Raw genomic sequence first — 15,999 nt, forward strand, 5'->3', positions numbered from 1 at the left:
AGATCAGTACCTAGTGCACATTATAAACATTCTTACTATAAATACTTTGTACCCCACTCCAAAAGCTGGTAAACTTTCCTTTTACTGACTCACATAAATCAGAAATTCTTGACGGAACTTTTGCTTTACTGTTTTCATCTAACTGCTCTTTCAGGCTAGAAGTCTCAGTATCTTTTTCACCACCAGATTCTGCATCATAAAATATCTCCTGATCCTCAGAAAGACTCATTAAATACCTTTTAGCAGCATCAATACTTAAATGATCAGGTTGCTTAGGAACGTCGTTATCAATATTTAAATAATCCAAACTATTAGCTCGTTGCTTTTGCTCACTGGAAGAAACTGCAAGATCTAAGTAATCCAAACTAGTTAGTTCTTGCATACTAGGTTTAGATCCATCTTCACGCTTAAACTGCTCTTCCGAACTAGAAACCTTAGTACCATGAAATCTACTGTACAAGCTGCTTCCAACGCTGTTAAGTGCTCCTTTTGTATACTCAGCTGATGTACCATAAACATTTTTTAATTTATTTCCAGCACTATTAAATTTCCCTTTTACATACTCAACTGATGTGCCATAAGCATTTTTCGCACTACCTACGACATTTTTTAAGTCATTCGCAACATCACTACGGCGCTGCTTAATAGTACTATGAACGCGCCCACTACTGTAGGCTTCTGCTACATATGCAAATACTTCTTGAGATGCTTCTTTGATATTCTTCATTGCTTGCGGAACAAAAGTTTTCTTGTGTTTAAGTTCTTCTATTTCTTTTTTTTGATTATCAATCTCCTCATTTTTTTTATTAATTTCAATTTTTTGCTTAGAATTTTCCTCCTCTTTAGCTTTTACTTCCGCTTCTTTTTTAGTCAGTTGGTCATTTTGCCCAGAAATTGTTTGCTTTTGAGCCTGTACTTTATCTTCTTCTTTAGCTAGTTGAGCATCTTTTTTAGATATTTCTTCTACTTTCTCAGTCAGTTGAACATCTTTCTCAGAAATAGTTTTATTCTTACTAATTGCTTTATACGAAAGTGCCATAGCTACAGCAGAAAATACAGCACCACCAATAATAAATGGCAGGCCAACACTTAATGCTGCAACAGGAGCTAAGAAACCAATATAAGGAGCTGCAGCAAACACTCCAGATGCTAATAAAGTTAAAGCAGCCAGAGTTCCAGCTATATAATAGGGTAAATTGTTTTTACTCATATGATTATTCCTCACGTATTGTAAAATATAATACCATATAAAAGGATTTAAAGGAAGTTGTCAAGCTAACTTTTTACATAAAAAAACAATTGATGAACTTGGGAACAAGAAGATTGCTGCCAAGCTACACACTATGCCTCTCCGTGTAATCTTTAAACGAACCTCTGTTAGAGTCAAAATATAGCTTCACACTGCCAATTGGCCCATTTCTCTGCTTTGCAATAACAAGCTCTGCAATATTTCTAATTTTTTCCATTTTTTCTTGCCACTCTCGATGTTTATTGCTTCCTTCACTTGGTTGCTTTCTCAATTCATAATATTCCTCTCTATAGAGGAACATCACTATATCTGCATCCTGCTCTATGCTTCCTGAATCACGCAAATCAGAAAGTTGTGGTTTTTTGTCGTCTCTCTGCTCAACAGAACGAGAGAGCTGAGATAGTGCAACAACGGGAATATTCAGCTCTTTTGCAATTGCTTTCAAACCCTGCGTCACTTCCGAGATTTCTTGTACTCTATTTTCATTACTTCTTTTTGTTGTTCCTCTGATTAGCTGCAAATAATCAATGAATACCACTTCTACATTATATAATTGATACAGCAAGCGTATTCTGGTGCGAAGGGCACTAATTGATAGCGCAGGGGTGTCATCTATGATGAAAGGCAGTTCAGATAATTCTGTACTAGCATTGATAAATTCATGCAATTCAAAATCACTAATTCTCCCGGTTAATGCCTTATAATAACTAATCCCTGAATCTATAGTGATCAGCCTTGCGGTTAATTGTTCTGCTGACATTTCAAGTGAGAAAAACGCTACATAATGTTGTTTATCTCCTCTTTTTTGCAACATCTTACAAGCATTAAGTGCGATGTTTAGCGCCAGTGCTGTTTTACCCATAGAAGGCCTTGCAGCTAAAATTAATAAATCAGATTTTTGTAGGCCACCAAGAAGCTGATTTAGATCTTGAAGTCCGGTTGTAACGCCCAGCGCTTCTGGATTATTTTTCAGTGTGCTGATCTTCTCAACTACGTCTTTAATTGAACTTGCAAGTTTTATATATGTTTTCTCACCTTGTTTTTTTACTGCTAAGTTGAACAATTTTGTCATTGCTTGTTCAATTTGCGCCTGTGCAGGATTTTCAATATCGTAGTTGTAGCTATCACCAACTATTTCTTGCCCGAGCTTAATTAAACATCTCCTTAAGTAAGTATCACGGATTATTCTAGTCAAACTATAGATATCAAGTGCAATACTTGCCTTTGCTGCAAGCTTTGCTAAGTACTCTACCCCACCACACTCGGTAAACGCTTGGTCGTTCTCAAAAAACATTTTGAGGCTTAGTTCATTGGCAACTATACCGTGTTTCCTGGTTTTGGATATCTGCGTAAAAATACTTTGATGTAATGGATCATAGAAATTTTCTGCTGTGATTGTGTCTTCAACTGCATCACAGATTCTATTATCACGAATCATTGCACCAATAAGCATCTGTTCAGCTTCTAAATTATGCGGTAATTTACATATTTCCTTATCTACACTTCTTGAACTGAGGAGACTAGCTAATTCATTCATTTTAAGTTTTGAGAGTAACTGTTGATTATTGTAGAATATTTAGTCCTCATTTGAAAGACATATAAAATTTGACTAATTCCGTGTTGCCTATAGCATTAAAACTTAATGCCCCTGTGGTGGAATGGTAGACACGGCAGACTCAAAATCTGTTGCTTGCAAAAGCATGCTGGTTCAAGTCCGGCCAGGGGCACGTTAAATATTGGAAAGTATATATATGTTACATAAATTTTTTAATCGTTTATTTTCTATTTTTTCTTCTATAAATGTTATTCAAAAGGTAAAGAAAGATGAAAATGGGATATGTTATGTAACAGGACTTAGGCGCTATATATCAGTATTGCTTGATTTGATTATTATCGTTTTGTTCTTGCAGTTTTGCAGCCAAGCCTTAAATAAGCTCTTTATGAACTCAGAGGATAGCAAAATATTAAGTCAAATTGCTGCAAAATACCAAATGCAAGCGCCACTGTCTGCAGAAGAAAAGACAACGCAGAGTAGACTTATAAAATTACAAATCCTAAATCAAATAGTCCAATGCATTATGCTCTTTTGCTATGTAACATATATGTGGGTAAGGTTTGCTGCTACACCTGGAAAACTATTACTTGGGCTTAGAGTTGTGGATGCACAAACTTTCGAAAAGATGACCCTAAGACAAGCAACAAAGAGATTTTTTTCCTTTATATTGTCAGCTGCACCATTATTCTTGGGCTTTTTATGGTCAAATTTCAACAAACGCTGTCAAACTTGGCACGACAAGATCGCAGGCACAGTGGTTGTCACGAGTAAAAGCCTTAGAAGGCAGAACTAAAAACTAAAGAGCTCAAATGAAAGAAGGTAAACTCTACAGTATACATTTAGTAGCGCTTTCTATGAGAGAAATCGTATTATCTATTCCATAAAGCTTTATGAAAGATCCCATTCTTGGACCGGTTTTTTGGCCAAGTAACGTTTCATATAATAGCTGAAACCAGTCACGTAAGTTGGTATAATCATATTTTTTTCCAATAGAAAATACCTGAGATTGAATTTCTTCAGCAGTAACAGTTGTAGATAGAGAATGTAAAGTGTCCTTCAAATCTAGTAACGCTTCTTTCTCTTTTGCATTTGGAGTTTTATATGATTTTGTTGGTTTGATAAAATCGTGGTAATACTTTACTGCAAAGTCTGAAAGTCTATCAAGCATTTTATTATTTTCTGGTGTGACGCTTGGTGCATAAGTGGATATAAAACCCCAGAGAATCTCTTTGTTTTCAGCGTTACAAGCCGCCGCTAGGTTTAAAAGTAGCGTAAAATTTATACCTGAAGTTTCTATACTGGGAACTTCACCTTGATGAATATGCCATGCAGGATTATTTATATCTTTTTCTTTACTCTCATTATAGCACCTTACAAACTCTAGATACTCATCGGTTGATTTTGGTATCACATCAAAATATAAACGTTTAGCTTTTTTAGGACTCTGAAAAATATACAGTGATAAACTCTCCGTTGGTGCGTAAGTTAGCCACTCTTCAATCGAAATGCCATTTCCTCTTGATTTTGATATTTTCTTTCCTTCTTTATCAAGGAAAAGCTCGTAGCAAAACAGAAGTGGTGGCTTTTCTCCAAGTATTTCACATATTTGACTTGAAAGCACAGCAGATGGAGTTAAATCTTTTCCGTGAGCTTCATAATTTACTCCAAATGCGGCCCACCTCATTCCCCAATCAGGTTTCCATTGCAGTTTACATTTTCCTTTTGTCACTGGAACTTCTATTTTTTCCCCGTTTGGGTCTTCATACGTGATTGTTCCTTTATCTGTATTTGTTTCAATTACTGGAACTTGTAAAACTTGGGAAGTTTTTGGGCATATCGGCAAGAATGGACTGTAAGTCTGCTGCCTTTCTTCCCGAAATGATGGAAGCATTACGTCCATCACTTTATCATAATTTTTCAGCAGGAGTAAAAGTTTTTCATCGTAAACGCCAGATTTATAACACTCTGTTGCACTCCTAAATTCGTATTCAAATTCAAACAAATCAAGAAATTTACACAACAACGAATTCATGTGATGACCATAACTCTCATGAGTGCCAAATGGATCGGGTATCATAGTCAATGGTTTATTTAAGTGCTCCCTTAGCATCTCTTGATTTAGCACATTATCTGGTATTTTTCGCAAACCATCCATATCATCTGAAACTGCAATGATTTTGGTTTTTATACCAGGAGCTATTTTTTTTAATGCATTTACAACAACTGTAGTGCGGAAAACCTCTCCAAAGGTTCCTATGTGGGGTAAACCAGAGGGTCCATAACCAGTTTCAAATATTATTTCTTTTTTATTAGGAAACTCTTGCAATATTTTTTCTGCTTCTTGAAATGGCCAACTTGTCATTATCTGGGTTAAATTATTAATCAATGTATCTTAACTTAAAGTGCTACTAGTTTCAATGGATTTTTAATATATGGATTTTTAATATAATGATATAGTATTAGTGTTAGAGCTATTATTAGAAGGTTAAAGATATGTCCACAGGTAGTATACAAACAGATCAATTATTTAAAGGTCTTACAAGACCTGCAATGCTCTTTGGTGTGAGTTATATGTTTGCAATATTAAACGTCCTGATTTGCCTGCTAATTTTCATTAATTCAAATGATTTGAGAGTGATTCTTTTAATGTTACCAGGTATACATGGACTTGGCTATATAGCTTCTGCAAAAGAACCTTTGTTTATTGAATTATTTATGGTAAAATTAGGAAAGTGCTCGAAATGTTTAAATCGTTTTTATCATGGAGCCAATTCTTATGATATTGCTTAATGTTGTGTGATGCTGAGGTTTAGGGCTATTCAATCAAAGAGTAAATCTACTCTGAGCAGGGAAGTTCACGCTGCTGAATTTATTCCTTATTCTTGCTATTGGAATAGCACAACCTTGATGACAAAAGAAAATTGGTTGGTGAAGGTTATAAAACTAAGTGGCTTTGCATTTGAAACCGCCGATGACGAGGATTTAGTAATACAAAATAATATCAGGAATCAGATGCTCAGAAGCATTTCATCTCCGGCATTTAGTTTGTATTTTCATACTATCAGACGTAAAAAAAATATTTTTTCTGATGAATTTGCAAGTCAAGGTTTGCCGAATTTTTTCGCTAATTACGTAAATCTAAAATGGAGAGAAAAACACGCAACAAGGCAATCATTTATTAATGACCTATACATTACGATTATCCGTAGAGCAGACACAAAAGGAGTAGAATTTTTGTCATATCTACTAAAAAAATTCGGACATGTAACTTCAAAACATGCTTGGGAAAGTGATATGCGTGCCACGTATGAAGATTTAGAGGAAACGACAAATCGTGTAGTGACAAGCCTTAGAAATTATTCGCCTAAAATTCTTGGAGTAAAAGAAACTCCAGATGGTTTGTTCTGCGAAATAATGGAGTTTCTATCTAGAATCGTAAATTGTGGCTTCGTTACAAATACGCTTTTTCCGCTAAGAACTGAAATATCAAGATACTTACCAGTACATAGGTTATTCTTTGGCCGTAAGATGATACAGGTTGTGACTCATAATGAGAGTAAATATGCTGGAGTAGTTAGTATCAAAGAATATGGAAATCATACTTCTGCAGGAATGCTTGATTCGTTTTTACAACTTCCTTACGAGTTTATAATTACGCAATCTTTTCAATTTATAAACAGGCAAATGGCGATTGGAAAAATGCAGATACAGCAAAATCGAATGATACAGTCTGCAGATAAAGCTATTTCTCAAATAGCAGAAATTTCTCAAGCGCTTGATGACGCAATGAGTGGTAAGATTGCATTTGGTCAACATCACCTGACTATTTTATGTATAGAAAAAAGTCCTAAATCATTGGATAACGCTCTGTCGTTGGTAGAATCAGAGCTTTCTAATTGCGGTGTTTACCCTGTCCGTGAGAGAGTTAACCTTGAACCAGCATTTTGGGCGCAAATTCCTGGTAATTTCGATTATATAGTGAGAAAAGCTACAATAAGTAGTCTTAATTTGGCTGGATTTGCATCTCAACATAATTATCCTACTGGTAATAAATTCAATAACCACTGGGGAGATGCCGTTACAGTTTTCGACACGACATCTGGTACTCCATTTTTTTTCAACTTTCATATAAGGGATGTTGGACACACTATGATAATTGGCCCAACTGGTGCTGGTAAAACTGTTTTAATGAATTTCTTATGTGCTCAAGCGATAAAATTTTCTCCAAGAATATTCTTTTTTGACAAAGATCGCGGTGCAGAGATTTTCTTAAGAGCACTTGGTGGTATCTATACTGTAATAGAACCAAGAACTAAAACAAATTTTAATCCTTTGCAACTTGATGACACCTCTGATAATAGAACATTTTTAATGGAGTGGATAAAGTCTTTAATTTCGGTATATAATGATAAATTTACTTCAGAAGATATTGCACGAATTAATGATGCAATTGAAGGAAATTTTAAATTAAGAAAAGAAGACAGGTTCTTGAGAAACCTTGTACCGTTTTTAGGACTTGCAGGTCCTGATACTCTAGCTGGGGCAATATCTATGTGGCATGATAATGGTTCTCATGCTGCAATATTTGACAATAAAGAAGATTTGCTAGATTTTTCACGAGCAAGAGTATTTGGTTTTGAGATGGCTAGCTTGCTCAAAGATCCTGTTGCCCTTGGACCAGTATTGATTTATTTATTTCATAGGATTAGTATATCTCTTGATGGCACTCCATCTATTATCGTTCTTGATGAGGCATGGGCATTAATAGATAATCCAGTTTTTGCACCCAAGATAAAAGACTGGTTGAAGGTACTGAGAAAACTAAATGCTTTTGTGATTTTTGCTACTCAGAGTGTTGAGGATGCAAGTAAAAGTGCTATTAGCGATACGCTTGTACAACAAACAGCGACACAGATTTTTTTACCAAATCTGAAAGCTACTAGTGTCTATCGGGATGTTTTTATGTTAACTGAACGTGAATATATATTAATTAAGCACACAGATCCGAGTACTAGATTCTTTTTGGTGAAACAAGGAGTTAATGCTGTGGTAGCTAGAATAGACTTAAAAGACTTAGATGATATAATCAACGTATTATCCGGGCGTGCAGAAAGTGTTCTATTGTTACACGATATATTAAATGAAGTTGGGGACAACCCAAAAGTATGGTTGCCTATATTTTATCAGAAGGTAAAAAATGTTTAAGACTAAGCTGTCATTGCTATTAATTGCGATATTTTTACTAAATATAGACTTTTTACTCTCATATCCAGTGCTTGCAGATGGAGTAAGTGGTACTGACAAGACAGAATTTGTTAGCAGATTGAATTCCACTGGCAGCTTCAGTCGTGCCTCTAATCCTGATTGTGGGGCGTTTAAAACAGCTGCAGCACTTGCTGGAATAGCGATTGCTGTTGGCGCAATATTTACTGGCATTGTCTTAATCGTCTCTTCTGCTGGTTTGTTTACCGCTCTTGTTATTGTTGGAATGATAGCTGCAATTGTTGGAGTCTGGAAAGCAATAGGGGGGCTTGTTGTTTGTGAACATAGTTTTGTTAAACACCCAGTTGCACGTGATCATGATGGAAAATACAAAAATTTTAAAGAAGACACAGGTTATAGTGGCTGCACCAATAAAAATTACCAAACAGAAGATGAATATTTTTCTTGTTTGCAAGATAAAGCTCGGGAAGACGTGAACAAAAAAGACTATGACGGGAAAAGAGCAGAAAAAGAAGCCTTAAATTCTAACGTTCAGGAGAGTACAGAAAGTTATTACTGGCCAAAAAACGGTGTGCAATACAGTGAATATATAGAAATATGTCATCGAAATCCTTTAACTTTTGGTAATCTTTTTAACAAGAAAGACTTTGATTCCAGAGAAAAACCTGGATACATAGACTTTGATGTAAGGGAAAAAGATACTGGATATGTAGATGGGTCATGGTCCCCGACGGTCGATGGTGAGCTGAAATGTAAAGTTCTTAAAGCTGGGCAAAGCGAAACCATACATGGGTCAACATTTAAAGCAGTAAGAAAAATGGGCAGGTTGTGTGTGGAGCTGGGAAGTGTGAGCATGCTTGGTATCGAAATGACTCCTTGGCCGCAAGGGGTTGATATGGGGTGCACGGAATTGCCACCTGACCCACTTGCTCCTATGTGTGAAAAATCTATGATGACATTCAAAAATAAAGATGGTACAGGAGAGGAAAAAGTTTCTATTGGTAATAATGATGACTATAAAACTATTATCAGATCTAAAGAAAAAGGACTCAACAGACAAGGGGGGAAAATTTTTGTAGGTTATGATAATGCTGGCTGTTTTAGCTCGTATGTCTCTAAAGCTTGCTATAATCAGGCAGGAAGTAAATCATTAGCTCCTATTCCCATCACTTCTATGATAGTGCAATGCATTAAGGAATCGTTAGATAATTTAGTTGCAGGTATTGATTCAAGTGGCAGCCCACTTAAAGATAAAGATGGACATAACAAGGGCAGTTTCTTATCTGTAGCACAAAAGAGGTTGAAAAACACTGTAACTGCTGTTTTGGTTTTAGCTTTAATACTGTTCTCTATAAAAGCTATGTCTGGTGGAGTTCGCAGCCCACAAGAAATGTACATGTTGATTATTAAATTCGCTTTAGTGATTTACTTCACAACAGGCAGTACCATGTCTCATTATTATGGAGAATTAACTCGTCTCTCAAATGGTTTGTCAGAGATAGTGCTAAAAGCGTCATCTGAAAGTAAAGGCATATGTAATTATAAAGCAGGTACAGATTATGAATATACTCGTGAAGGAAAGAAGGTATCTTACAGTTATCTTGCACCTTGGGATAGGCTTGATTGTAGAATTTTATTTTATTTAGGTGCCCCTTTAGATGGAATTGGTGGCAAAATTGGTACTGGAGGTGTTGCAACGTTAGCAGTCTTGCTTGGTGCTGCTCCTGTCTTGTTAGTTGCAGGTTCGGTGATTGGTATTATTTTCGCTGGTGGACAAATTTTAGTAGCTCTTGTCTGTATATTTATGGCCGTTCTGATGATGATGGTTATTTTGTGGCTGTGCTATGTATTTATTTTATCTCTAGTTGCTTTAAGTGTAATTGTTATTCTATCACCTTTGTTTATTCCTATGGTTTTATTCCAACACACCAAAGGATATTTTGACGGCTGGGTGAAAGAGTTGATTACCTATAGCTTATACCCGGTTATCCTTTTTGCGTTTTTGTCCTTTATGTTCATAGCATGTGATAAAATATATTTTGAAAATTTGAAATTTGAATCGGATAAGCTATATGAAAAGAAACAAGCAGAAACCTCAGATAGTAAGAAAAAACAGTGGTTCAAATTGAAGGATGGTGAATGTGATAAAAATGAAACTACTCTTGCATGTATGATGCAAAATTATAGCTTTAAAAAGAGCAACATACTTGGTCTATTCTACTTTAAATACATGGAGTTTGGCAGCTCTCTCATCGGAGAGTTATTAAAGTTGTGTCTAGTGTTATTCCTCTTTTACCACTTTTTAAACATTCTTCCTAACATGGCTGCTGAACTTGCTGGTAACCATAGAGCATTACTCGGTTCTGGTAGTACACCTGGACAAATGGTGGGCAAAGCTTTATCTGCTGCCAAAGCCGCTGCTGGAGGTGTTGGTCAAGCTGCTGCTGCGGCTGTCAAGAAGGCAAGAGGTGGTGCTGGTGGAGGAGGTGGAGATAGTGGTAAAGGTTCCAGCGAAAAGATTAACTAAGGTGGCGGTGATGCTAGTTAAGGTAAGTAACAGATGCTTAAACGTTTAAGTAACCAAAACTTGGGTAAGCTATGCATAAGTTTTGTGGTACTTTTTTTATTGTCTGGATGCGGGGAGGATCACTGTATTAAGCCAGAAAATTTATCAGGTTTGCGTGAAAAACTAGATATAGTGTCAACAGAGCAGAAGTGGGTTGATTCTGGTGTTTACATCTCAGATGGGATAAGAAGCGTAACAGAGATTAATATAGTGCCTAGTAAGGTTAATTTTTGTCCTAAGCAGTATGCAGATTTTGCAATTAGGCCTGGGAGAAATGACGTTACATTACCATTTGCACTTAAAAAAGACGATACGATAAGCTTTAGTGTTATTGGAAGTAAAGTGTGTAAAGATAAAGAGAGTGAGACAAAAATCAGGTATGTGAAAATCGATGAAAAGTGTAGCGAGCAAGAAACGGAACATTTTGCACATGTTTTAAATCAAGAAGAATGTCAAGGTAGTATTCAAGATGGAATATGTCCTAATAAATATATAATAGGCGATGCGCAATGGTTGAATGGAAAAGAGTACTGGTTTTCGAAGTTAGATCAAGATGAAAAAAAGATTAAAAATATCATCAATTCTATAAAACAAGGAGAAAATATAGACTGTAGGAGCCTTTCAGATAGCAGCGCAAGCGAAATAGATACGCGCATTTTGAATTTACTCTGCGGACGTATATGTAAATTTCCTTCCGGCAGCGGAAACAAAGGTTGCGCATATATTGAATACAATAGTGTAGAAGGTGAGATATCCCGGTCTGATGTTGAAGCTATTAGTAAAATACTAAAAGAAAAACAGATAAAAACTGGCATTACACTTTTGAAAATTCACATGGATGGTGAAGATTTTGAATACATTCCAACAGGTGGCATATGTACTAACTGTGATTATAAGATAGAAAAATACCATCGAACACCAAGTTTAACTTTTAGTTTATGTAGTAGAAATGACGAGCACTGCTACGATAGAAATGACAAAGGTGGTTTCAACATAAGAGTAACAAAGAACCATAGCCTAAAAAATAACTTATATATACGTGTTTCTGATAAATTCCCTGACCATAAGCCTGGTGAAGACCAAGCGGATATATCTGTGGATATTAGCCAAGTTCATGACGTTCAATACATGGAAAGCTTAAAAGAAAAGTTAAAAGACAAAACAGGCACCATATATTACGGAATAAGAGACCATGGCTGCGATTACAAAAATGAAGGTCAGTTTAGCATTAACCTAACAACTAAAGAGCCACCTACAAGAACTTTTAGTGCAATCTATAATTTTTTTGACGAAAAAGTAAAAACTGCATTTTTTGGTTCCAGCTATAAAGACTCCAACGCGATTCACTCTGATACTAGTCCTGTAAAGCATCTTTACGAAAGTTTTCTAAAATCAAGCAAAACAAATATCATTAGATCTACGATAATATCGCTGTTAGTATTATACATAATCTTATATACCCTTTACTACTTTTTTGGATTAACTCATATTTCTATATATGAGTTTCTAATTATATGCGTAAAGATAGGAGTTATTACCCAGCTGCTGCAGGACAACAGTTGGAATTTTTTTTATAACAATGCATTTTCTATTTTTATTAACACCCCAAAACAGTTAATAGAAATAGCAAATTTCAGAGGCACTACTTCAAATGTTTTTGAGTTTCTTGATTTGCCGTTAAATAGATTTCTGTCATCGCATTCAGTATTGTTAATAGTATCTCTTATATTTTCTGGCCCTTTGGGCATTGTATCTTTTTGCTTGGTGATTTGGGGTTTAATCACAGTGAGCTTATCTATTTTTAATGCCTTATTTTCTTTTATTACATCTATAGCAATAGTTGCGTTATTGCTTTCTTTAGCACCTATTTTTATTATTTGTCTTTTATTTGCGTATACTAGGCAGATGTTTCACAACTGGGTTAAAAATTTAGCAAGATTTGCGATTCATCCAGTAGTGCTTTTAATTTTTATATCACTGATAAGTCAGGTTATGGATTATATCATATATTCAGTATTTGATTTTGAAGTCTGCTCTACGTGTATACTTAGTATTAACCTAAAGATTTTTAACCCTTGTATCTTCTATGGTTATGCTTCCAAATATACACCTAATATTACCACTATGATGGCTTTTGTTATTTTGGGACACGCTATGAAAGCTTTAGTTAAAGCTTCTTCGGCAATATCTGACTCGTTGTTTGGTGCTTATGTGCAAAACGAACCTGGAAAAGAATATCAACAAAGCTTAATGGGAACAGTAGGGTTAGATGAACAAAGCGTTCAAAGAAGAGGAGGAGGTACTTTTCAACAGTCAGGTGCGTCAAGACCTCAAATACCACAAGGGACTCAAAGGTCAACGCCTCAGATACCACAACCAGGAAGACAGCAATGATAAGTAAAAGATCACTATTATTGATACTGTGTCTTGCAATCACTGGTTGTACTATGGAGTGTGTTGAGCCTGGGTTGCAGAGCAGAAACACCAGCGTTAATGTGGATGTTCCAGTTCATAAAGCAGATGAAGGAGTTAAAATTCATTGGGTTGATTCTGGTCAGATAATTAGCAAGGGTGAGGAAATCAAATTCACCCTCGATGGATCAGTAAATTTTTGCCCTTTTAAAGAAGACAAAAATCCAAGGAAAGTACTTGTGCCAGCTAGCTTTTGTGCTGATGGCTCAGAACCAAATTATAGTAAAGCTGCAAATATTAACGATGTGCCTAATAATTATGGCGTAAATGAAAACGAATTGTGCGGCGGTAAAGAATTTGGCAGCAATAGACGTTATGTAGACACTGGAATAAAAGTAAGTCCTGGTGACAGGTTAAGCTTTAGCTTAGTTCCCAGAAAAATAACAATTGATTATGACAATCCAGAAGGGAAAGGCATCAATTTTGATGATAATTGTTATAAAGCTGTAGAAAATGACCGTAAGGAAACTGTATATAAGAAAGCTACAGTGAGTGAAGTACATCAGGGGGGAGAGTTTTTTTGTGATGGTAAAGATGGTACAAAAAATGAAATACAATTTTTACCTCTTGATAAAACAAAAGCAAAGGAAAGCAAAGTGCTAGTTGGCAATGGTTACACCCCATATGATAATAAGGTACATTTTAATAAAGGTTATATTCAAGACAACGAACCATGGATATATGGCTCGCTACTCGATTTACGCCGCGCTAAAATAGGATTGAACGAATTATGTGATGGAAAAAACTGCGATTCTAACGAGGTGAAAAAGTACAGCTCTTATGAGCTTAATTGTTACTATCAGAACGTGTGCTATACCGAGAAGGGTATATGGAATTATACATATAAAGACAAAGAACGGAACTGTGTCTCTTCTATAAGGTATAGCAAATATGATAAAGGAAATAAATGTGACATGTATTCTCACCTTAAAGGAGTTGAAGATAAGCTTAAGAGGATAGAAGAAAATAAAGGGGGTCCCATGCAGATTAACGTTGATTTTACATCAAACACTGAAGAAGATATCTCATGGGCTGAGGCTCTTGTTGCAAAAATTGGTGATCTTGGTGATCAAGATACTGCTAAAGGTATTCAATGTCTTCCAAAGGAAAGGGGTGCAAAAGGGGATAATGTGTGTTCACAAATTAAAGATGAATTTGGAGATTTTTCTCTGAAATTAAATCATGACTATCCAATAGGAAGTGTAACACCTGGTAGCAGTGTGATGCTTGCCATTGCAGATTATGATCATTATGGAGCTAATAGGGGTGGGTACCATGTTAAAGTGACTAGATCATGTGAATATATTAATGGCGAAAAACTGTATGTGTATTTGGGTGATGAGCCACCTAAAGATTTGCATGGTGCGGGAACTAATGATTTCAAAGTGGTAGGAGTGAGAGAAAGAGTAGACGGAAAAGATGAGTACACTATATTAGATGTAATAAGCGGAAAACACTTTCAGAACGAAGAATCTAAGAAGATATATTTTGGTATTGATGTAAGCAACGTAGAGAGAGATGACATTACGGACAAAAATGGCAAATATTACGAAAACAATAAGTATAGTGTAACTTTATTTGTCAAAAGAAAAATTAATGATTTTATTTCATCAAATATAAACAAGATATTTGGTTTTATGAAAAAAGAAGTAATTGGTGACAGCGTTAAAGATTCATACAAAGGATATGCAAGAGGTCTTCTTCAAGGAGTAAGAGCTTTGCTTACTCTATACGTTATATTTACTGTCGTTGGCTATATGCTTGGAACAATACAGCTAAGTAAATTTGATTTCATTGTAAGAATGTTCAAGATAGCATTTATAGCTTTTGCCTTTAGCGATAGAAGCTGGGAACTTTTTGGTACAACTTTATCCAGACTTTTTATAGATGGTAGCACTTATTTAGTTGATAGCTTTTCTGGCTATATAGGGGAAGGGGGGAGAAAATTTGCATTCTTAGACTTGACAGCAGGAATATTATTCACAGCAGAAACTTGGTTAAAGTTTTTATCGTTGATGCTCTCTGGTCCTTTTGGCTTTATTGCATTTTTGGCAATACTCTACGCTACTTTTGCGTTTTTAAAATGCATTATTAGCGCTACGTTTAAATATGTAATATCTACTGTTCTAGTAGCGTTTTTACTGTCATTAACACCTTTGTTTATCGTGTTTATTTTATTTCAACAGACTAAACCCTTGTTTGATAACTGGATAAAAACGCTGGCTCACGTTGCAGTACAACCAGTTATTTTATTTTCATCTTTATCTCTTTTAAATCAGTTGATGTATTCAGTTCTATACAATCTCACAAATTTTTCTGCATGCTATCAATGTTTAATTAGCGTAAATTTCTTATCGTATGATCTGTGCTTGATGAAATCAATACTGCCTCTTGGATACAGTCCTGGCACTAATGTTGATGTTGCACTCAGTACCGGAGAAAGGGCTGGTGGGCACTTTGCAGCGTTGCCCATAGATCTGATCCAAGCATTTATGTACTTAATTATTGCTAATGCAATGGAAGCTTTTGTTACTATATCAGAAACTATGGCACAAGCACTATTCAGCTCTGGTTGGGGAGTTGCTGGCAGTGTTCGTCAAGTTGCCACAAGCGCATCACAAGCTATACTGTCAACTGTTGGCCTTGATAATAACACCCAAGGTATGATACAGAACATTAGGCAACAAGTGGGTAAAGATCGGACGGAAGTTGGCGTGAAGGATAATTCCATGAGCCCTAAATCTGAAATACCAGAACAATCAGGTAAGCAAGAAGGTCCTGATAAAAAGGAGAGGGGGAGCTCTAAACCTGAAGCACCAAAACAATCAGGTCAGCAAAAAAATCCTGATGAAACAATAAGAAGTGATCCTAGTGATAAAGCTAAAAACAAGGAAGGAAATGGAGAGAAGTAAGATATGAATGATGTTATGGAGT

9 protein-coding genes and 1 tRNA gene are annotated in these 15,999 nt (G+C 35.8%); 7 read left to right on the forward strand and 3 right to left on the reverse strand.

Features of this window, described 5'->3' with window-relative positions:
• Positions 1–10: 10 nt before the first annotated feature.
• Together ABWU23_RS00935 and ABWU23_RS00940 are read right to left on the reverse strand one after the other, a co-directional pair.
• On the reverse strand, positions 11–1,210 hold the full coding sequence (locus tag ABWU23_RS00935) for a hypothetical protein (protein ID WP_353270641.1): 1,200 nt from the start codon (positions 1,208–1,210) through the stop codon (positions 11–13).
• Positions 1,211–1,334: 124 nt separating this feature from the next.
• Positions 1,335–2,786 (reverse strand): replicative DNA helicase, encoded by a 1,452-nt coding sequence (locus tag ABWU23_RS00940; RefSeq protein ID WP_353270642.1) that lies wholly within the window; start codon positions 2,784–2,786, stop codon positions 1,335–1,337.
• Between the two features lie 107 nt (positions 2,787–2,893).
• Here ABWU23_RS00940 and ABWU23_RS00945 point away from each other — a divergent pair.
• Positions 2,894–2,976, forward strand: a tRNA-Leu gene (locus tag ABWU23_RS00945).
• Positions 2,977–3,000: 24 nt separating this feature from the next.
• Complete coding sequence (locus tag ABWU23_RS00950) at positions 3,001–3,597, forward strand: RDD family protein (RefSeq protein WP_253309168.1); 597 nt, start codon at positions 3,001–3,003, stop codon at positions 3,595–3,597.
• Between the two features lie 33 nt (positions 3,598–3,630).
• On the opposite strand, the gene ABWU23_RS00955 is transcribed toward ABWU23_RS00950, so the two are convergent.
• The gene (locus ABWU23_RS00955) at positions 3,631–5,166 is read right to left on the reverse strand and encodes a lysine--tRNA ligase (RefSeq protein ID WP_353270643.1); all 1,536 of its coding nucleotides are present in this window, start codon (positions 5,164–5,166) and stop codon (positions 3,631–3,633) included.
• Positions 5,167–5,297: 131 nt separating this feature from the next.
• Here ABWU23_RS00955 and ABWU23_RS00960 point away from each other — a divergent pair, with 131 nt between their 5' ends.
• Genes ABWU23_RS00960 through ABWU23_RS00980 form a run of 5 tightly spaced genes read left to right on the forward strand, consistent with a single transcriptional unit; the run spans position 5,298 to position 15,977 of the window.
• The gene (locus ABWU23_RS00960) at positions 5,298–5,594 is read left to right on the forward strand and encodes a type IV secretion system protein VirB3 (RefSeq protein ID WP_253307377.1); all 297 of its coding nucleotides are present in this window, start codon (positions 5,298–5,300) and stop codon (positions 5,592–5,594) included.
• Positions 5,595–5,603: 9 nt separating this feature from the next.
• On the forward strand, positions 5,604–8,009 hold the full coding sequence (locus ABWU23_RS00965) for a VirB4 family type IV secretion/conjugal transfer ATPase (RefSeq protein ID WP_353270644.1): 2,406 nt from the start codon (positions 5,604–5,606) through the stop codon (positions 8,007–8,009).
• The gene (locus tag ABWU23_RS00970) at positions 8,002–10,554 is read left to right on the forward strand and encodes a type IV secretion system protein (RefSeq protein WP_353270645.1); all 2,553 of its coding nucleotides are present in this window, start codon (positions 8,002–8,004) and stop codon (positions 10,552–10,554) included. The genes ABWU23_RS00965 and ABWU23_RS00970 overlap by 8 nt, the downstream gene beginning before the upstream one ends.
• A 33-nt stretch (positions 10,555–10,587) precedes the next feature.
• Entirely contained in the window at positions 10,588–12,987 is a 2,400-nt protein-coding gene (locus tag ABWU23_RS00975) for a type IV secretion system protein (protein ID WP_353270646.1), read from the forward strand.
• Complete coding sequence (locus ABWU23_RS00980; protein ID WP_353270647.1) at positions 12,984–15,977, forward strand: type IV secretion system protein; 2,994 nt, start codon at positions 12,984–12,986, stop codon at positions 15,975–15,977. Before ABWU23_RS00975 ends, ABWU23_RS00980 begins: the two co-directional genes overlap by 4 nt.
• Positions 15,978–15,999: the final 22 nt, after the last annotated feature.

This window comes from Wolbachia endosymbiont (group A) of Hedychridium roseum (assembly GCF_964028325.1).
In the GTDB taxonomy this organism is placed as follows: Bacteria; Pseudomonadota; Alphaproteobacteria; order Rickettsiales; family Anaplasmataceae; genus Wolbachia.